Origin of the sequence: Bradyrhizobium sp. BR2003, assembly GCF_009720285.1 — a bacterium.
Lineage (GTDB): Bacteria > Pseudomonadota > Alphaproteobacteria > Rhizobiales > Xanthobacteraceae > Bradyrhizobium > Bradyrhizobium elkanii.
Genome location: NZ_SMYJ01000020.1, coordinates 25,520 through 44,014, shown reverse-complemented (window position 1 = coordinate 44,014; position 18,495 = coordinate 25,520). Strand labels below are relative to the sequence as shown.

General features: G+C 64.8%; 15 protein-coding genes. 10 read left to right on the top strand and 5 right to left on the bottom strand.

Going from position 1 to position 18,495, the window contains the following annotated elements; genetic code table 11:
- Position 1: 1 nt before the first annotated feature.
- Both E2I15_RS15055 and E2I15_RS15050 read right to left on the bottom strand, forming a co-directional pair.
- Positions 2-556, bottom strand: a complete 555-nt coding sequence (locus E2I15_RS15055) for a carboxymuconolactone decarboxylase family protein (protein WP_137477255.1) — start codon at positions 554-556, stop codon at positions 2-4.
- A gap of 47 nt (positions 557-603) precedes the next feature.
- A complete protein-coding gene (locus tag E2I15_RS15050; protein ID WP_137477254.1) occupies positions 604-1,554 on the bottom strand; it encodes a hotdog family protein in 951 nt (316 codons plus the stop codon).
- A gap of 234 nt (positions 1,555-1,788) precedes the next feature.
- Here E2I15_RS15050 and E2I15_RS15045 point away from each other — a divergent pair, with 234 nt between their 5' ends.
- From E2I15_RS15045 to E2I15_RS15030, 4 genes are all read left to right on the top strand, one after another.
- Positions 1,789-5,262 (top strand): indolepyruvate ferredoxin oxidoreductase family protein, encoded by a 3,474-nt coding sequence (locus E2I15_RS15045; RefSeq protein ID WP_137477253.1) that lies wholly within the window; start codon positions 1,789-1,791, stop codon positions 5,260-5,262.
- 233 nt (positions 5,263-5,495) lie between these two features.
- Positions 5,496-5,927 carry a hypothetical protein gene (locus tag E2I15_RS15040; protein ID WP_155262402.1) on the top strand — a complete coding sequence of 144 codons (432 nt, stop codon included), beginning with the start codon at positions 5,496-5,498 and terminating at the stop codon, positions 5,925-5,927.
- A 350-nt stretch (positions 5,928-6,277) separates the two neighbouring features.
- Positions 6,278-7,858 carry an alkaline phosphatase D family protein gene (locus tag E2I15_RS15035; RefSeq protein WP_137477252.1) on the top strand — a complete coding sequence of 527 codons (1,581 nt, stop codon included), beginning with the start codon at positions 6,278-6,280 and terminating at the stop codon, positions 7,856-7,858.
- Positions 7,859-8,025: 167 nt separating this feature from the next.
- Positions 8,026-8,844 (top strand): aldo/keto reductase, encoded by an 819-nt coding sequence (locus E2I15_RS15030; RefSeq protein WP_137477251.1) that lies wholly within the window; start codon positions 8,026-8,028, stop codon positions 8,842-8,844.
- Positions 8,845-8,914: 70 nt separating this feature from the next.
- On the opposite strand, the gene E2I15_RS15025 is transcribed toward E2I15_RS15030, so the two are convergent.
- On the bottom strand, positions 8,915-9,157 hold the full coding sequence (locus E2I15_RS15025) for a hypothetical protein (RefSeq protein WP_137477377.1): 243 nt from the start codon (positions 9,155-9,157) through the stop codon (positions 8,915-8,917).
- 230 nt (positions 9,158-9,387) lie between these two features.
- Here E2I15_RS15025 and E2I15_RS15020 point away from each other — a divergent pair, with 230 nt between their 5' ends.
- Complete coding sequence (locus tag E2I15_RS15020) at positions 9,388-10,668, top strand: amidohydrolase family protein (protein ID WP_137477250.1); 1,281 nt, start codon at positions 9,388-9,390, stop codon at positions 10,666-10,668.
- Between the two features lie 69 nt (positions 10,669-10,737).
- Positions 10,738-11,064, top strand: a complete 327-nt coding sequence (locus tag E2I15_RS15015; RefSeq protein WP_137477249.1) for a helix-turn-helix domain-containing protein — start codon at positions 10,738-10,740, stop codon at positions 11,062-11,064.
- Between the two features lie 13 nt (positions 11,065-11,077).
- On the opposite strand, the gene E2I15_RS15010 is transcribed toward E2I15_RS15015, so the two are convergent.
- Both E2I15_RS15010 and E2I15_RS15005 read right to left on the bottom strand, forming a co-directional pair.
- Positions 11,078-12,313, bottom strand: coding sequence for an aminotransferase-like domain-containing protein (locus E2I15_RS15010; RefSeq protein ID WP_137477248.1), 1,236 nt, complete (start codon positions 12,311-12,313; stop codon positions 11,078-11,080).
- Between the two features lie 60 nt (positions 12,314-12,373).
- Positions 12,374-12,916, bottom strand: a complete 543-nt coding sequence (locus E2I15_RS15005) for a DUF3124 domain-containing protein (RefSeq protein WP_422109816.1) — start codon at positions 12,914-12,916, stop codon at positions 12,374-12,376.
- Between the two features lie 59 nt (positions 12,917-12,975).
- Between E2I15_RS15005 and E2I15_RS15000 the strand changes: the two genes are divergently transcribed.
- The 4 genes from E2I15_RS15000 to E2I15_RS14985 all read left to right on the top strand — a co-directional run bounded on the left by E2I15_RS15000 (position 12,976) and on the right by E2I15_RS14985 (position 18,494).
- Positions 12,976-14,709 carry a cation:proton antiporter domain-containing protein gene (locus tag E2I15_RS15000; RefSeq protein ID WP_016845056.1) on the top strand — a complete coding sequence of 578 codons (1,734 nt, stop codon included), beginning with the start codon at positions 12,976-12,978 and terminating at the stop codon, positions 14,707-14,709.
- A gap of 250 nt (positions 14,710-14,959) precedes the next feature.
- Positions 14,960-16,036, top strand: a complete 1,077-nt coding sequence (gene ribB / locus E2I15_RS14995; protein WP_137477246.1) for a 3,4-dihydroxy-2-butanone-4-phosphate synthase — start codon at positions 14,960-14,962, stop codon at positions 16,034-16,036.
- Between the two features lie 190 nt (positions 16,037-16,226).
- Entirely contained in the window at positions 16,227-17,441 is a 1,215-nt protein-coding gene (locus tag E2I15_RS14990) for an acyl-CoA dehydrogenase (RefSeq protein ID WP_137477245.1), read from the top strand.
- A 135-nt stretch (positions 17,442-17,576) separates the two neighbouring features.
- Positions 17,577-18,494 (top strand): MBL fold metallo-hydrolase, encoded by a 918-nt coding sequence (locus tag E2I15_RS14985; RefSeq protein ID WP_137477244.1) that lies wholly within the window; start codon positions 17,577-17,579, stop codon positions 18,492-18,494.
- The last annotated feature ends 1 nt before the right edge of the window (position 18,495 follow it).

The following is an 18,495-nucleotide window of genomic DNA, read 5'->3' as shown; positions in this document are numbered from 1 at the left end:
GTCACCTCACTCCCTGTAGCGGGTACTGCTGCAGTACCTCCTTGTAGTGAGGCTCATTGTCGATCTGCATGGTGGCGAGCACCCGCACTACGGCACAGTAGAACGCGATCGTCAGCACCAGGTCAGTCATGTGCTCGTCGGAGAGATGTTGCTTGATCTCGGCGAAGGTCGCGTCCGACATCGCGAGCTCGCGCACCATCTCGCGGGCGCCTTTGAGGATCGCCTTCGCCAGCGGCTCGAGTGTTGACGGTTTGCCCTCGGTCTCGGCGATCAGGCCCTGGATGTCTTCGTCGGTGACGCCGAACTCCTTGCCGATCTTCACATGGTGGGTGAACTCGTATTCCGACTGTTCGAGCCAGCCGACCTGCAGGATCGCGAGTTCGCGTAAGCGCGGATCGAGCTTGCTCTTGAAGCGGATGTAGCCGCCGACGCCGTTGAAGGCGCGCGCCATGTCCGGCGAGTTCACCAGCAGCTTGTGCAGATTGGTGTTGCGCTTGAGCATGTCGCGATATTCGGGAGCGACCTGATCGGCTTCGAGATAGGGCAGGCGGGCCATTGTTGTTGTCCTTTTTTCGGCGGCTTGCGGATGAGGCGGCTGTTGTTTCAGCCGTAGAGGGCTTTGTGCTCGCTTTCGTAGTTGGCGTAGGAGTCCTTCATGCTGGCGCCGTTCAGCAGCATGGTCGCGACCACGGTATTGTCGGCATCGAACACGGTCGAGCGCACCCACATGCTCTCGGTGCGCTTGCTGCCGGAAAGCGCCACGACCTCGCGCTCGACCCAATAGGTCTCGCCCGGGAATAGCGGCCCGCGCAGCAGCCGGATCTCCTGATCGGCGAACAGGCCGACAGCGGGGCCGCGGACCGGCAACCGGTCCTCGCGCGCGCGGTACTGGAACAGCACGCTCAGCATCTCCATCGGGATGATGGCGCGGCCCCAGGGATTGTGCTCCAGCGAATAATAGTCCGACGGCTCGGTGATCACCTTAAGCTTGTCGGCCAGCGAAAACGGATAGAGGTCGCCCATGTTCTGGTCGAAATCCATCCTGATCGCCTGCCGCGGCGCCGTCATGCCGACCTTGATGTCGGCAAGGATGACGGGATCGGTCAGCGGCTTCAATTCGCCAAGCCGGTGGCTGAGCGCCGTCTCGGCGCCGTCGCCGTCGATCGAGGCGGTGCCGCGCAGGATCTCGGTGCCGTCGCGCTTGATCATCCCGATCGTGCAAACAGTCTGGCCCGGCTTCGGCTTCTCGATCTGGGCCTGCACCTCTTCGCCCTCGAACACCGGGTTGCGGTAATGCGCCGAGAGGCACCCGGTCATGAACCACGCGCGGCCCCAGATCCGCTCGCACAGCGGCGCGAACTGGCTGAAATGAGTCGGTCCCTCGATCGTACCGCCGCGGAAGCCGAGCTTCTGCGCGGTTGCATCGTCGTGAATCGAGGCGTGGGAGTCGTAGGTCTGCGCCTGCAGCATCTGCTTCGGGCTGCGCCAGGGACCCACCAGCAGATCGCCGTTCTCCAGGATTTCCGTCGTGAACGCGGATTCGACTATAATCATCCTTGGTCTCCCTTTGCGCGCCACCGTTTCAAAGATGCCGGGGTTCGGCAAGGCCTCGCAGAGCAAGAAGGCCTCGCAGAGCAACAAGGCCGCGCATGCGCAACACGAGATATGTGCTGCGGCCATGGAACGGGGCTGTTCATGCATAACAAAATCAGTGCATGCTGATGCATGATCATTTCCGAAGATAATGAGACCGGTTCGGACCGGCGTGGCTGACTGACGGGGAAACTGATGGCGTTGATGGAAGTTGGACTGGACGACAAGTACCGGTTGGATACGAAACGAATCTTCCTCTCCGGTACCCAGGCGCTGGTCCGATTGCCCATGTTGCAGCGCGAACGCGACCGCGCGCACGGGCTGAACACCGCCGGTTTCATCTCCGGTTACCGCGGCTCGCCGCTTGGCATGTACGACCACGCGCTGTGGCGGGCGAAATCCTTCCTGAAGGAGCACGACATCGCCTTCGTTCCGGGCCTCAACGAGGATCTGGCGGCGACCGCGGTCTGGGGCAGCCAGCAGGTCGGCATGTTCCCCGGCGCCAAGGTCGATGGCGTGTTCGGCATCTGGTACGGCAAGGGCCCCGGCGTCGACCGCTCGCTCGATGCGCTCAAGCACGCCAATTCCGCCGGCACCTCGCCGAACGGCGGCGTGATTGCGCTGGCCGGCGACGACCATGGCTGCCAATCCTCCACCCTGGCGCATCAGAGCGAGCAGGTATTTGCCTCGGCGCTGATGCCGGTGGTCAATCCGGCGACGCTGCAGGATTATCTCGACCTCGGCATCCTTGGCTTCGCGCTGTCGCGCTATTCCGGCTGCTGGGTCGGCTTCAAGGCGATCTCCGAGACCGTCGAGAGCTCGGCCTCGATCGTCAGCGACCCCGATCGCATCAAGATCATTATGCCCGACGATTTCGAGATGCCGCCGGACGGGCTCTCGATCCGCTGGCCGGATCCGCCGCTCGAGGCCGAGCGCCGGCTGCACGGGCCCAAGATGGAGGCGGTCGCGGCCTTCGCCCGCGTCAACCGCTTCGACCGCATCGTGCTGGATTCCAAGCCGGCGAGGCTCGGCATCATGGCGACCGGCAAGGCCTATCTCGATCTGCGCCAGGCGCTCGCCGATCTCGGCATCACCGATGCCGATGCGCAGGCGCTCGGCCTGCGCATCTACAAGGTGGCGCTGACCTGGCCGCTCGAAGCGCGCGGCGCGCGCGCCTTCGCCGAGGGCCTGCAGGACGTGCTGGTGGTCGAGGAGAAGCGTGGCTTCATCGAGGATCAGCTGATCCGTATCCTCTACAACGTGGACGCATCCAGGCGCCCCTCCGTGGTCGGCAAGCGCGACGAGAGCGGCGCGCCGCTGCTGCCGAGCGAGGGTGAACTGACGCCGACCGTGGTCGCCGCCGCCGTGGTGGCGCGGCTGCGCCGGCTCGGCCATCGCAGCCCGCTGCTGGAGCAGCGTCTGGCAAAACTCGAGGCGTTCGATCGCCCGGCCGAGGGCACGGGCACCGCGAAGCTGCAACGCACGCCGTATTTCTGCTCGGGCTGCCCGCACAACTCGTCGACCAAGATTCCCGAGGGCAGCCGCGCCATGGCCGGCATCGGCTGTCACGGCATGGCGCTGTCGGTGCCGAACCGCAACACCCAGACCATTTCGCATATGGGCGCGGAGGGGGTGAGCTGGATCGGGCAGGCGCCGTTCACCAGCGAACAGCATGTGTTCCAGAATCTCGGCGATGGCACCTACACCCATTCCGGTTTGCTGGCACTGCGCGCGGCGGCCGCGGCCGGCGTCAACATCACCTACAAAATCCTCTACAACGATGCGGTGGCGATGACCGGCGGCCAGCCAGCCGAGGGCGGCTTTACGGTGTCGCAGATCGCGCATCAGGTCGCCGCCGAAGGCACCAGGAAGCTTGCGATCGTCTCCGACGATCCCAACAAATACCCCGCGAATTATTTCCCGCCCGGCGCCACCATTCATCATCGCCGCGAACTCGACGCCGTGCAGCGCACCCTGCGCGAGATCGAGGGCCTCACCGTCCTGATCTACGACCAAACCTGCGCCGCCGAGAAGCGCCGCCGCCGCAAGCGCGGGCTGTTCCCCGATCCGGCCAAGCGCGTCTTCATCAACGAGCGCGTCTGCGAGGGTTGCGGCGACTGCTCGGTAGCGTCGAACTGCGTCTCGGTGCAGCCGCTCGAGACCGAGCTCGGCCGCAAGCGCCGCATCGATCAGTCGAATTGCAACAAGGATTTCTCCTGCATCGAGGGCTTCTGCCCGAGTTTCGTGATGGTGCAGGATCCGAAGCTGCGCAAGGCCGACCGCACCGCCGTTGATCCCAAGGCGTTGTTCGCCGATTTGCCGACGCCGCCTGCGAGCGCGCTGACGAACCCCTACAACATCCTGATCACCGGCATCGGCGGCACCGGCGTCATCACCATCGGCGCGCTGCTCGGCATGGCCGCGCATGTCGAAGGTCTCGCCTGCTCGACGCTCGACTTCACCGGCCTGTCGCAGAAGAACGGCGCGGTCATGAGCCATGTCCGGATCGCGCCCGCCTCCGACATGCTGACCACGGTGCGCATCGCGCCGGGCAATGCCAACCTGATCCTCGGCTGCGACCTCGTCGTCGCCACCAGCGTGCCGGCGCTGAGCCGCGCCGAGCGCGGCGTCACCCGCGCCGTCGTCAACGCCGACCTGCTGCCGACCGCGAGCTTCGTGATCGATCCGGATATCGACTTCGAAGCCAGCTCGATGCGCGATGCGCTGAACGGCGCGGTGAGGCCGGATGATCTCGACATCCTCGATGCCACCGGGCTGGCCACCGCGCTGATGGGCGACAGCATCGCCACCAACGCCTTCATGCTCGGCTTTGCGTTCCAGCGTGGCGCGATCCCGCTGTCGCTCGAGGCCATCCTGAAGGCGATCGAGCTCAACGGCGCCGCGATCGAGATGAACAAGACCGCGTTCTCGTGGGGCCGGCTTGCCGCGCACGATCTGCAGCGCGTGGTCAGCGCCGCACGCTTCAAGAACGCAGGCACGGCGCCGGCGAAGAAGACGCTCGACGAGGCGATCGCCTTCCGCGCCAAATTCCTCACCGATTATCAGGATGCGGCCTACACCAAGCGCTATCTCGACGACGTCGCGCGCGTCCGTGCCGCCGAGGCGGCGGCCGCGCCGGGCTCGCAGGACCTGACCGAAGCCTTCGCCAAGGGCCTGTTCAAGCTGATGGCCTACAAGGACGAATACGAAGTCGCGCGGCTCTATTCCGACGGCGAGTTCAGCAAGGCCTTGAGGGAGCAGTTCGAGGGCAATTCCGGTCTGAAGGTCTTGCTGGCGCCGCCGCTGCTGGCGCAGCGCGATCCCGTCACGGGGCGGCTGCAGAAGCGTGAATTCGGTCCGTGGATTTTCACCGCGTTCGGCATGCTCGCGAAGCTCAAGGGCCTGCGCGGCACCGCCTTCGACATGTTCGGCTACACCGCGGAGCGCAAGATGGAGCGCGCATTGCCGGTCGAGTATTCGGCGATGATCCTGCGTCACCTCGACGGCAGGAAGCCGCTCGACCTGCCGCGCCTCGTGGCGCTGGCAAAGGCCGCGGACCTCGTGCGCGGCTATGGCCACATCAAGGAGAGCAACGTCGCCCGCTACCGCACCGAATGCGCGCGGCTGGAGCGCGCGATCAGCCAGCCGTTGGCGCAGGCGGCCGAATAGGGCAGAGCGTTTTCGAGCGAAGTGGCTACCGGTTCGCGTTAAGAAAACGCGTCAGAACAAGAATCTGGAGCCGCGTTCCCGATTCCATCGGAAGGGCTCCAGGTGGCGACTGGGGAACTTTCCACGGCCGCCCCGGTTGACCGGTAACCCTGCCGCTAACCGTGGCTGGATTCGCGCGGCCGGGGCCCCTACATGATGGCTGTTCTGTTCGAGTGATTTCAGGAGGCCGTTTGATGGTCCTGAAAAACGCTTTTGTTGCAATCGTTTGCACCACGTGCCTGACTTGGGGTGGCGTGGCGTTTGCTGACGAGTACGGCCCCAGCGAGTTCTTCAGCCTCGATCTCTCCAAGGCGGTGCTGTCGCCGAAGCGGCTTGGCCCGCCGGCGCAGTTTGAGCCGGTTCCGGTCGAGGCGAAGGCCGACCACGGTCCCGATCAGCATGCGAATGTCGAGCCGCAGGTCGAGGAGACGAAAGTCGCGCCAAAGAAAGCCGTGCGGACCACCAGGGTAACCGCGCCGCATGAGAAGAAGCGCGCAGAAGCGCGCGTTCCCGCCCGCGCCAGGCTGGCGCGCCGCCACTCGAACCCGCTCGATGCGGAGGCCCGCGACACACGGATCCAGACCTGGCCGTGCCGCACCGGCGGCATCTGCAACTGGCATCGGTGAGGCGGCTCGGCGGCCTCACGCCGACTGCGCGCGTTCGCACCGATATTAAATCCGTCATCCTGCCTGAAGGAGGCCGCGAAGCGGCCGTGTCGAAGGATGAATCGGCCACGAACGGGGGCCGTTCATCCTTCGAGACGCGCGTTCCGCGCTCCTCCAGCGACAAAGGCTTCGCCTTTGCGTGGGGACGACGGTTTTGGCTGAGTGCTTAGCACTCCAAACCTTTTCCGATCTCCATCTTCCCCCGAGTCATCCCGCCGTCGCAAAACCGTCGGCGGAGAGTCAAGAAACCGTAAGGCCGGAGTCAAGGAGCGCAGGCAAAACCTTCGTTGCGATTCGACGAAGGTTATTCGATGCCGACAGCGAACTCCGCGAGGCGGCGAGGCCTCACCCGGCGTCAGCTTCTGGTGCGCTCGGCGTCGACCGCCGCGCTGGCGGGATTCGGCGCGCTGGCAAAACCATATCTGAGCCGCGCCGCGGATCGGCCCGCGATCGCGGGCATCCAGTCCGGCGAAGTCGCAGGCGATTCCGCTGTCATCTGGGCCCGCGCCGATCGCGCGGCGCGGATGCGCATCGAATGCGCGGCGGTCGAAAGCTTCGCCACCATCCTGCGCGCCGCGTCCGCCGACGCGCTGCCCGAGCGCGACTTCACCGCCAAGCTGTTGCTCGACGGCCTGCCGCCGGGCCAGGACCTGTTCTATCGCGTCAGCTTCGAGGACCGTGACGGCACAACAGGCGAAAGCCGGGTCGGCCATTTCCGCACCGCGCCGGCCGACCGGCGTCCGGTCTCGTTCGTCTGGTCGGGCGACGTTGTCGGGCAGGGCTGGGGCATCGACCCCGCGCGCGGCGGCTTGCGCAGCTACCGCACCATGCTGGACGAGCGCCCGGACTTCTTCATCCATTCCGGCGATCACATCTATGCCGACTGCACGGTGCCGTCGGAGCAGAAACTCCCCAACGGTGAGGTCTGGCGCAACATCGTCACCGAGGAGAAATCCGCCGTCGCGCACAGCCTCGATCAGTTTCGCGGCAACTACAAATACAACTGGCTCGACGAGAATTTCCGCGCCTTCCACGCCGAGGTGCCGATGTTCGCGCAATGGGACGACCACGAGGTGGCCGACGACTGGTCGCCGCTCGGCACCGCCGATCCGACCGGTTACGACGCGGACGGCAGCTCGCGTCTGGTGGCGCGGGCGCGGCGTGCCTTCCACGAATTCATGCCGATGCGGCTGATGCCGGAGCGCGATGGCCGCGTCTACCGCAAGATTCCCTACGGGCCGCTGCTCGACGTCTTCATCATCGACATGCGTTCCTATCGCGATTCCGACTGGAACAAGCAAGGTGACCCTGACCAGGCGTGCATCCTCGGCCAGAACCAGCTTGCCTGGCTGAAGCGGGAACTGGTGGCGTCGGATGCTGTGTGGAAGGTGATCGCGGCGGACCTGCCGATCGGCCTCGTCAGCCTGGATGCGGTCGCGCTCGGCGACGGCCCGCCCGCGCGGCGCGAACACGAGATCGCCGATCTATTGTCCTTCATGAAGCGCGCCGGGGTCCGCAATACGGTGTGGCTCACCGCCGACATGCACTACACCGCCGCGCATCGCTATGATCCGAACCGCGCGGTGTTCCAGGAGTTCGAGCCGTTCTGGGAGTTCGTCTCCGGTCCGCTGCATGCCGGCACCTGGCCGCCGGGCGAGCTCGACAACACCTTTGGCCCGAAGGCGATGTACCATAAGGGCTGCTCGGCCGAGCAGGGCGACAATCTCGCACCGTGCTTCGGCCTGCAATTCTTCGGCCGCGTCGACATCGACGGCAAGACCGGCGTGATGACGGTGACGCTGAAGGACGTCGACAACCACGATCTCTGGTCGGTCGATATCGAGCCGCAGCCGGACGCGCGGCCCGGCCAGATCATGGCGCAGCACATTTAGCGCCGTCTCTGATCCCATCGCGACATCTTGATTGCCGGCGTCTTGCCCGAAGGGCGGGTCTGCGGGCAGACTGCATGTCGGCAGTCCTGCCAATTTCATTCCCACGAAATGATTTGCTGGCGTGACGTCGTCGATGACATCGGCGTCCCACGCGTCAGGAGCTACCCATGAAAAATCTGCAGACACAGGGCATCAGCCTGCCGCAGCTCGGGCTCGGCACCTTCCGCATGCAGGGCGACGCCTGCCGCGCGGCGGTCGAGAGCGCGCTCGGGCTCGGTTACCGGCATATCGACACCGCCGAGATGTACGGTAATGAAGAGGCGATCGGGGCGGCGATCGCGGCATCGAATGTCGCGCGCAAGGACCTGCACGTGACCACCAAGGTCTGGCACGAGAACCTGGCGCCGGATGCGATCCGGGCAGCGTTCGACGCCAGCCTGAAGAAGCTGCGGCTCGATCACGTCGACCTCTATCTGGTGCACTGGCCGTCGCGGAGCATGAAGCTGCCCGCCGTTTTCGAGACGCTGATGAAGCTGAAGGAGGAAGGCCGCACCCGCGCGATCGGCGTCGCCAATTTCACCACCGCGCTACTCAAGACCGTGGTCGAGGACATCAAGGCACCGATCGCCTGCAACCAGATCGAATATCACGCGATGCTGGACCAGACGCCGGTGCGCGAATATCTCACCGCGAAGTCGATCCCGCTGGTGGCCTATTGTCCGCTCGCCCAGGGCCGCTTCGCCACCGACAAGACGTTGGCGAAAATCGGCAGCAAGCATGATGCGACCGCAGCACAGGTGGCGCTGAAATGGCTGCTCGATCAGGATGGCGTGGCGGCTATTCCGAAAGCCTCGCGCGCCGAAAGCCAAAGGGCCAATCTCGACGCACTGAAGGTCAAGCTCGACGACGAGGACCGCAAGGCGATTGCGGCGCTGCGCAAGGACATGCGCTGCGTCAATCCGGGGTTTGCGCCGGCGTGGGATTGAGGCCGCTGTGGCCTGAGGAAGCAGAAAAGAAAGTGGCTCCGTGAGGAGCCATTTTCCGTTGTGCCGGTCTTTAGTAGTGATGACGTTTGATGATCACCGTCCGGTCATGGCCGTGATGCCAGCCATGATGCCAACCGCGATGCCAACCGCGATGCCAGCCACGGTCATGGCGCATTTCGGCGCGTGCGCCCCAGCCGCGGTCCCAGTGATGATGACCGCCATGCCTGATCACGACCGTCTCGGCGCTGGCGATCGACGGAACGGCTACCGCAAGCGCACCAACCGCCGCAAGAACAAAGCCAATCTTTTTCATCTCATCCTCCTCAAATAAGTGAAGAGAAAACCGTGCGAACATTGAAACGTTCCGCAGGAACCAGAGGAGTTTTCTGAACGCTTGTTCAGCAATAACAGCCGTCGCGGCGCTCGCCGAGAGTCGGCTGCACAACCGACAGCGAGCGGCGCCGCCCCCGCGGCGCCCTTGCCTAACCTCGGCGTCCGACGCATCATCGCGTCATAAAAATCAATGTTCGGGGGGACGTTGCCGTGAGCGAATTTTCACGCCGGGATTTTTTCAAAGTGACGGGATCGGCCGCTGCCGCAGCCATCGCCGGGCCGGCCACTGCGGCGATGGGGCCGGACGACAAGTTCGACCTCGTGATCAAGAACGGCGATGTGATCGATCCCAGCCAGTCGCTGCGCGGCAAGCGCGACATCGGCATCCGCTGGGGCATCATCGAGGCGATCGAAGACGAGATCCCGGCTGCGCGCGCCACCAGGTCCATCGACGCCTCGGGTAAGCTCGTGATGCCGGGCCTGGTCGATCTGCACTGCCACGTCTACCCGTATGGATCGGCGATCGGCATTCCCGCCGACGAACTGGTGCAATTCCAGGGCACCACGACGGTGGTCTCGGCGGGCGACGCCGGCGTCAACAATCTCGCGGCGCTGCGGCGCTTCATCGTCGCGCAATCGCGGGCGCGGATCTACGCCTTCGTCCACATCGCCAACAACGGCCTGTCCGCATTCCCGGTGGCCGAGCTCTACAACATCGACAACGCCCAGGTCGAAGCCTGCGCGATGGCGCTGGGCGAGAACGCCGACTTCCTGATCGGGGTCAAGGTGCGGATGTCGGAAAACGTCATCTTCAAGCATGGTCTCGAGCCGCTGAAGCGCGGCATCCAGGCCTGCGAGATGTGCGGCTGGCCGGCGCGGATGATGGTGCATATCGGCGGCGTCGAGACCAGGGAGCTGATGTCCGACATCCTCAATCTGCTGCGGCCGGGCGATATCCTGACCCATGCCTATTCCGGCGCGCCGAACATATCGGGCGCTTTCACCAATATCGTGCAGGAGGGCAGGCTGTTGCCGGCGGCGCTCGCGGCCAAGCAGCGCGGCGTGCTGTTCGACGTCGGCCATGGCGGCGGCAGCTTCGATTTCACGGTGGCCGAGATCGCGATCCCCGCCGGCTGCACCCCCGATACGATCTCCTCCGACATTCACGTTTTCTCGGGCAACTCGCCCAGCATCCCGTTCCTGCCGAACGTGATGAGCAAGTTCCTGGCGATGGGCTCGTCGCTGGATCAGGTGGTGGCGATGGCGACCTCAGTGCCGGCGCGGATCATCAACCGGACCCCGAAGATCGGCACGCTGCAGCGTGGCGCGCCCGGCGACGTCGCGATCATGGATCTTGTCGAAGGCCCGGTCACCTTCGTCGACACCCGCAACAACAAGCGCGACGGCAATCTGCTGCTGAAGCCGGTGCAGACCGTGGTCAACGGCGTGCCATTCGGCCGGCCCTATCAGGCGCCGTTCTCTGTGCGATAGAAGCGGCAGGTCCCGCCGAGTCTTCTGCCATTGATCCGCGTCAAGGACGGAAGACCCCGCTCGTCGATAATGAGCGATCACAAGGGACATGTCGTGACTGGGAATCATTCAGCCACAGGTCGATCGGTACGTTCCTCCGCGCAGGGCGGCGCGTCGTTCTCCGAAAGCGATTTTCTGCTGCAGCTTGGCGCGGCGATGCGCGGGGCGCGCGCCAACCTCGGCATGACACGACGCGAGCTGGCCCGCCGATCCGGAGTGTCGCAGCGCTACATTGCGCTCATCGAGGCAGGCAAGGGCAACGTCTCGATCGTTCTGCTGCTGCGCATTCTGCGTGCGTTCCGCCACGATCCCGCTGAATCTTGCGAAGATCGGGAAGGCAGTCGACTGCAGGGATGAACGCTGCTCGCCGCTATTGCTTCTCCACATTGCTGCTGCGCGTCGGCACGCCGAATTCCTTGCGGCACACCTCGGCCAGCACGGCAACGCCCTCGCGGATCTGCTCGTGCGAGGGGCTGGCGAAGCAGAGGCGGAGCCGGCTGCCGGAATGGGCCTTGCTGGTCGACCATTCCGGTCCCGGATTGATCGAGACGCCGGCGGCAAGCGCCGCCTGATAAAGCTTCAACGTGTCGACATTGTCGGGCAGCTTGACCCAGAGGAAGATGCCGCCCTTGGGCGCCTCGAACTCGGCCGCGGTGCCGAACTGCTCGTTCAGCGCCTCCATTAGCGTATCGAGCTTGGCGCGCAGGCCCTTGGTCAGGCGCGGCACATGGGTCGAAAAATGCGGCGCGCAATATTCCGCGAGCACCATCTGCTCCAGTGCACCGGAGCCGGCGTCGGTCTTCAGCGGCAGCATTCGCGACATGATCTCCCAGGGCGCGACGATAAAGCCGACCCGCAGCGCGGGCGCGATCGATTTGGAGAACGAGCCGATATGGATCACGCCGCCATGCTTGCTCATGGCATAGATCGCGGGCGGCCGTTCGCCGCTCCAGATCAAATCGGCATAACAATCGTCCTCGAAGATCGGCACGCCGTATTCCCTTGACAGCTTCAGCATCTCGGCGCGGCGGCTCTCGGGAAGGATCGAGCCGGTCGGGTTCTGCACCGTCGGGATGGTGTAGATGTATTTCGGCGTGATGCCGCGCCGCTTGTGATCGGCGAGTGCCGCGGCCAGCGCATCGATCCTGATGCCCTCGCCATCGAGGGGAATACCGACCGCATTGACGCCGAGCCGTGTCAGCCGGTTCAGCGAACCCTGATAGGTTTCCTGCTCGATCAGCACGGTATCGCCCTTGGCGAGCAATGTGTGATTGACGAGATCGAGCGCCTGCAGCGAGCCGGAGACGATCATGATCTCGTCCGGCGTGCAGGCAATCCCGGCGTCGCGCTTCAGCTTCTCGGTCAGGAACTGGCGCAGCGGCAGATAGCCCTGCGGCCCGTGCGCGAGGTTGTAGGTCGCTAGATTCCTGCCCTCGCGCTTCAACACGGCGTTGACCGCCTCCAGCAGCCCGTCGACCGGGACCTGGTCGGGATCGTTGTTGCCGCCGACGAAGCTGTATTTGGCGAGCCCGGTCCAGCGTGCGGCCGGCGCAGGCAGGCCGGCCGGGAGCAGCGGTGCAAAGTCGAACTGGGCTGAGGTGGTCATGGACGTTTCGCTCCGTGTTGTTATCGTTGAGAAGACCGCGGCAAGCGGCCTTCCATGAGGTTAGTCCTTGCCGACCAGCCGGGTTGGCCGGCCCTGGCTGATGAAGGCGTAGTGCCCTGCGCCGACACTGCCGACCATCAGGGCCTCGACCGCCGGTTCCGCGATCTCGCCGGCGGCCGCCCAATCGACCACGAAATTCGCGCCGGTGCCGCCGCGGGTATCGGTCGTGGCGATCGCGACCTCGACGGTCGCAAACGGTTTTAGCGCGACCGGCGATTTGAGGTAGCTCTCCACCATCTTGCCTGATGTGTCGAAATAGGCGATCCGCTTCAGCACCAGCGGCTTCGTCTCGGAGGCGTTGTGCACGCTGAGCGTCACCGAAAAATCGGCCCTGAGCTTGCCCTGGCTCATCGACACGCTGGAATACACCGGCACGTAGAATGCACCGGAGGCGGTGAGGCCCTTCGATGGCACCGCCGTCAACGAGTTCGCGAAATTTTGTTCAATACTTGCCGAGGATTGTGCTAGCGCCTCTGACATGCGCACGGTGAGCAGGCAGAGCAAAACCGCGAGAAAAATGCCGCCTGCGCGGATGTGACACATTGCTCGGTTGATCCTCACGCCCGGCCCTCTAGGTTGCGGCAACAGGAAGTCTTTGACGCATGCATGAACTGATTCCCGATATCACGCTCTGTATTCTGTTTGCCTGGGGGCTTGGGCTGCTGGCCCATTTCTCCCGGCAACCGCTGATACTGGCCTACCTTATCGCCGGCTTTTTCATTGGTCCATTCGGCATGGGCTGGGTCAAGTCCCAGGAATCGATCAGCGTCATCTCCGAGCTCGGCCTGATCTTCATGCTGTTCATGATCGGGCTGGAAATCGACCTCAAGAAGATCATCCGCGCCGGCAAGGTCATCCTGTTCGCGGGAGCCGGGGAGCTGATCGGCGGCTGCCTGATCGGCGTGGCGTTCTTTGCCGCTATCGGGCTTGCGGTCGGCGGCGGCAAGTTCGACGCGATCTATCTCTGCGTCGCCTGCGCGCTGTCCTCGACCGTGATCATCGTCAAGGTGCTCTACGAGAAGCGCGAGCTGGATACGTTGCCGGGCCGCATCACGCTCGGCGTGCTGGTGCTGCAGGACATCTTCGCGATCCTGTTCCTGGCGGTGCAGCCGAGCCTGGATAATCTGCAGATCAGCGTCGTGCTGCTGTCGATTGCCCGCGTCGCGGTGCTGGTCGCGACCGCGCTGGTGCTGAGCCGCTACGTGCTGCCGCGGCTGTTCCACCAGATCGCGCGGCGACCGGAGCTCGTGCTGCTCGGCGCGCTCGCCTGGTGCTTCCTGATCGGCGAAATCGCCGAGCGGCTGCATTTGTCGCGCGAGATGGGCTCGCTGGTCGCCGGCGTCTCGATCTCGACCTTTCCCTATGCGCTCGATGTCACCGCCAAGGTCACGACGCTGCGGGATTTCTTCATCACGCTGTTCTTTGTCGCGCTCGGCATGACGATCCCGATTCCGGGCCTCTCGGTGATCTGGCTTGCGCTCGTCATCGCGGCCTTCACGGTGGCGAGCCGCCTGATCACGACGTTCACGCCACTCTACCTGATGAAGCAGGGGCTGCGCGCCAGCCTGCTGCCGGCGATCAACCTGGCGCAGATCTCCGAATTCTCGCTGGTGGTGATCCAGACCGGTGTCGCCGCCAACCACATCGGAACCGAAACCGCGAGCGCGGCCTCGTTCGCTTTCGTCGTGCTGGCGGTGCTCTCGACCTTCGCGATGGCGCGCAGCGACCAGATCGTGCGCGGCCTCATCGGTCCGTTGAAGCGGATCGGGCTGCGCGACCTCGACCAGGAAGGCCAGGGCCGCGGCGAGGCCGGGCACGAGGGCGGACATGGCGAGATCCGGCGCATCGTGATTCTCGGCTTTTTCCGCGCGGCGAGCGCGCTGATCAGCCAGATCGAGCGGCAGAACCAGTCGCTGCTCGAGCAGATCAGCGTCATCGATTTCAACCCGCTGGTGTTCCGCACGCTGTCCGATCGCGGCATGCACGTCATCTATGGCGACATCAGTAATGTCGACACCCTGGTTCATGCTGGCATCGGCAAGGCCGAGATCATCATCCTCAGCGTGCCGGATTTCCTGCTGGTCGGCGCCGACAATGAGAAGCTGGTGCGCCACGTCCGCGCCCTCAATCCGACCGCGCGGATCGTTGCCACCGCGGACCTCCTGACCGGCGTCGACGACCTCTACAGCGCCGGCGCCGACTACGTGACGGTGACCCGGCTCAGCGACGCCGGCGAGCTTTACTCCGTGATCGAGGCGGCCGACGCCGGCCTGCTCGACGACAAGCGCGCCGAGCTGGACGTCCAGCTCAGCGACCGGCGCGAGGTGCTGCCGTAGGCGAACTTTCTCTACCTCTCCCCATCGGGAAGAGGTCGCGCTGAAAGCGCGAGTGAGGGGGATCAGGTCCCAGGAGGGAGCGCAACCCCTCACCCGGATTGCATCTGGCGATGCAATCCGACCTCTCCCTTTGGGAGAGGTGAAGCGGCCTGGTATGCCTGCCAGATGCATGGCGGGTTGCATAATGATACTGGCGCTGACATCGGAACCCGGCTAATCCACTGCCTGCATATAGCGAGATGTCAGGACAATGGCCGATACGATCCAGGAAGTGCTGCAAGCCTTTGCGAAGGGTGAACTCGTTGTCGTCACCGACGATGACGATCGGGAAGGCGAAGGCGATCTGATCGTCGCGGCGTCGTTCTGCACGGCGGAGAAAATGGCCTTCATCATCCGCCACACCTCCGGCATCGTCTGCGCGCCGATCACCACCGAGGACGCCCGCCGGCTGCGGCTCGACCCGATGGTGGCGCACAACGAGTCCAACCACACCACCGCTTTCACGGTCTCGATCGACTACAAGCCAGATGGCGGCACCGGCATCTCGGCCGAGGAACGCGCCTCCTGCTGCCGCGCGCTCGCCAATCCCAATGCCGGCGCCAACGATTTTGCGCGCCCTGGCCACATCTTCCCGCTGATCGCGCGCGACGGCGGCGTGCTGCTGCGCTCCGGCCACACCGAGGCCGCGGTCGATCTGTGCCGGCTCTCCGGCCTGCCGCCGATCGGCGTCATCAGCGAGCTGATGAACGACGATGGAACCGTGATGAAGGGCGAGCAGGTCGCGAAATTCGCCGCCGCCCACAAGCTCAAGCATGTCACGATCGCGGACATGATCGCCTATCGCCAGGCGCGCGAGAAGCTGATCGAGCGGGTCGCGACCTTCACCACCGAAAGCCCGATCGGTCCGCTGCAGGGCTACGCCTATCGCTCGCCGTTCGACGAGATCATGCATGCCGCCTTCGTCTATAACGGCATCGGCGACGGCCGGGACGTGCTGACGCGGCTACACAAGCCGAACATCGTGAAAGACCTGTTCACCGGGCCGGCGCGCATGGAGGCCGTGTTGCGGCACTTCAAGGACGCCGGCCGCGGCGTGCTGGTATATCTGCGCGACGGTGCCGCCGGTGTTCCGGTCGAACCGGTGGGAGAGCAGAAGACGGCGGAGGCCGATCGCCACCGGCAGTGGCGCGAGGTCGGCGTCGGGGCACAGATCCTGCGCGATCTCGGCGTCACCTCGATCCGGCACCTGACTTCGTCGGTCCACGACTACAAGGGATTGTCCGGTTTCGGCATCGAGATCGTGTCGAACGAGAAGCTGGAAACCTAGCGTCAGTCATTCCGGGGCGATGCACAGCATCGAACCCTCAGGTGCGCGGTTGCGCACCGAGAATCTCGAGATTCCGGGTTCGCGCTAGCGTGGGCCCCGGAATGACAGTGATCCCAATTCAATTGCGCTTCGCAGCATAGCGCTTTAATTTATCCACCAATTTCCGATAGACGATGCGAAAGGATGTTTCATGAGCGTGCGCCCCCAGGCCAAGGACAAGCCGGCTGCCGCCAGCTTCCAGTGGGATGATCCGTTCCTGCTCGACGACCAGCTCACCGAAGACGAGCGCCTGATCCGCGACACTGCGCGGGCCTATGCGCAGGACAAGCTCCTGCCGCGGGTCACCAAGGCCTATCTGGACGAGAAAACCGACCGCGAGATCTTCAATGAAATGGGCGAGCTCGGCCTGATCGGCGTGACGCTGCCCGAGGAGTATGGCTGCGCCAATGCGAGCTACGTGGCCTATGGCCTCGTGGCGCGCGAGATCGAGCGCGTCGATAGCGGCTATCGCTCGATGAACTCGGTGCAGTCGTCGCTGGTGATGTATCCGATCTATGCCTATGGCGACGAAAACCAGCGCAAGAAATATCTGCCCAAGCTCGCGACCGGGGAATGGGTCGGCTGCTTCGGCCTGACCGAGCCGGATGCCGGTTCCGATCCCGGCGGCATGAAGACCCGCGCCGAGAAAGTGGCTGACGGCTACAAGCTCAACGGCGCCAAGATGTGGATCTCGAATGCGCCGATCGCCGACGTGTTCGTGGTGTGGGCCAAGTCGGCGGCCCACGACAACCAGATCCGCGGCTTCATCCTCGAGAAGGGCATGAAGGGCCTGTCGGCGCCGAAGGTCGGCGGCAAGCTCTCGCTGCGCGCCTCGATCACCGGCGAGATCGTGCTCGATAATGTGGTGGTGCCGGAAAGCGCGCTGCTGCCCAACGTCTCGGGCCTCAAGGGGCCGTTCGGCTGCCTCAACCGCGCCCGCTACGGCATCTCCTGGGGCGCGCTCGGCGCCGCCGAGGACTGCATGCACCGCGCGCGGCAATACACGCTCGACCGCAAGCAGTTTGGCCGGCCGCTCGCCGCCACCCAGCTGGTGCAGAAGAAGCTCGCCGACATGGAGACCGAGATCGCACTCGGCCTGCAGGCCTCGTTGCGCGTCGGCCGCCTGATGGACGAGGGCAAGATGGCCCCCGAGATGATCTCGATCGTCAAGCGCAACAATTGCGGCAAGTCGCTCGACATCGCCCGCATGGCGCGCGACATGCACGGCGGCAACGGCATCCAGATCGAGTATCACGTGATGCGTCACGCCGCGAACCTCGAGACGGTGAACACCTATGAGGGCACGCACGACGTCCATGCGCTGATCCTCGGCCGCGCGATCACCGGCATCCAGGCGTTCTCGTAAGGGTGCTTGCCCGTCATTCCGGGGCGCGCCATCGGCGCGAACCCGGAATCTCGCGCCACGTTCCTTTCCCTTCCTTCGAGATTCCGGGTCTGGCCCTGCGGGCCATCCCGGAATGACGATGCAGAGAAAATCCCCATGGCCGACAACGACGACATCCCGTTCAACCGCGATTTTCCGCTCAAGCCCGGCGTGGTCGAACAGGTCCGCCCCGGCGTTCGCCGTGTCCTCTGCAACAATCCGAGCCCGTTCACCTTCACGGGCACGGTCAGCTACATCGTCGGCGAGGGGAAGGTCGCGATCATCGATCCCGGTCCCGACGACGAGGCGCATGCCAAGGCGCTGCTCGATGCGGTCAAGGGCGAGACCGTGACGCATATCCTCGTCACCCATACCCATCGCGACCATTCGCCGAACACGCCGCGGATCAAGGCCGCGACCGGCGCGCCTGTTTATGCCGAGGGGCCGCACCGCGCCGCGCGCCCGCGCTTCGAGAGCGAGAAGCACAATCCGGAATCCGGCGCCGACCGCGATTTCCTGCCCGACGTGCAGGTCAGGCACGGCGACGTTATCGAGGGGGCGGGTTTCGCGCTGGAGGCGGTCGCCACCCCCGGCCACACCGCCAATCACCTGGCGTTCGCCTGGGCCGAGCGCAGCATCAATTTCGTCGGCGACCATGTGATGGGCTGGTCGACCTCGATCGTGGCGCCGCCCGACGGTTCGATGATCGATTACATGGCCTCGCTGGAGCGACTGGAGCAGCGGCCCGAGCAGCTGTACTTCTCCGGCCACGGCCCGGAGATTCCGGAAGGCCGGCGCTACGTCCGTTTCCTGGCGCGGCATCGCCGGGCGCGCGAGGCATCGATCCTGCATCGTCTCGGCAAGGGCGAGGCCGACATCCCGACCATGGTGCGGGCGATCTATATCGGGCTCGATCCGCGCCTCGCCAATGCCGCCGGCTATTCGGTGCTGGCGCATCTTGAGGACCTCGTCGCGCGCGGCATCGTGGCGACGGATGGCGATCCCGTGATCGGTGGAACGTATCGGATGGCGTAGG

Bases quoted from the DNA above. Each gene is read 5' to 3' on its own strand.
- E2I15_RS15035 (WP_137477252.1), top strand. From the start codon at position 6,278: ATGCCGACAGCGAACTCCGCGAGGCGGCGAGGCCTCACCCGGCGTCAG.
- E2I15_RS15040 (WP_155262402.1), top strand. From the start codon at position 5,496: ATGGTCCTGAAAAACGCTTTTGTTGCAATCGTTTGCACCACGTGCCTG.
- E2I15_RS14985 (WP_137477244.1), top strand. From the start codon at position 17,577: ATGGCCGACAACGACGACATCCCGTTCAACCGCGATTTTCCGCTCAAG.
- E2I15_RS14990 (WP_137477245.1), top strand. From the start codon at position 16,227: ATGAGCGTGCGCCCCCAGGCCAAGGACAAGCCGGCTGCCGCCAGCTTC.
- E2I15_RS15010 (WP_137477248.1), bottom strand. From the start codon at position 12,313: ATGACCACCTCAGCCCAGTTCGACTTTGCACCGCTGCTCCCGGCCGGC.
- E2I15_RS15050 (WP_137477254.1), bottom strand. From the start codon at position 1,554: ATGATTATAGTCGAATCCGCGTTCACGACGGAAATCCTGGAGAACGGC.
- E2I15_RS15055 (WP_137477255.1), bottom strand. From the start codon at position 556: ATGGCCCGCCTGCCCTATCTCGAAGCCGATCAGGTCGCTCCCGAATAT.
- ribB (WP_137477246.1), top strand. From the start codon at position 14,960: ATGGCCGATACGATCCAGGAAGTGCTGCAAGCCTTTGCGAAGGGTGAA.
- E2I15_RS15030 (WP_137477251.1), top strand. From the start codon at position 8,026: ATGAAAAATCTGCAGACACAGGGCATCAGCCTGCCGCAGCTCGGGCTC.
- E2I15_RS15025 (WP_137477377.1), bottom strand. From the start codon at position 9,157: ATGAAAAAGATTGGCTTTGTTCTTGCGGCGGTTGGTGCGCTTGCGGTA.
- E2I15_RS15005 (WP_422109816.1), bottom strand. From the start codon at position 12,916: ATGTGTCACATCCGCGCAGGCGGCATTTTTCTCGCGGTTTTGCTCTGC.
- E2I15_RS15015 (WP_137477249.1), top strand. From the start codon at position 10,738: ATGAGCGATCACAAGGGACATGTCGTGACTGGGAATCATTCAGCCACA.
- E2I15_RS15000 (WP_016845056.1), top strand. From the start codon at position 12,976: ATGCATGAACTGATTCCCGATATCACGCTCTGTATTCTGTTTGCCTGG.
- E2I15_RS15045 (WP_137477253.1), top strand. From the start codon at position 1,789: ATGGCGTTGATGGAAGTTGGACTGGACGACAAGTACCGGTTGGATACG.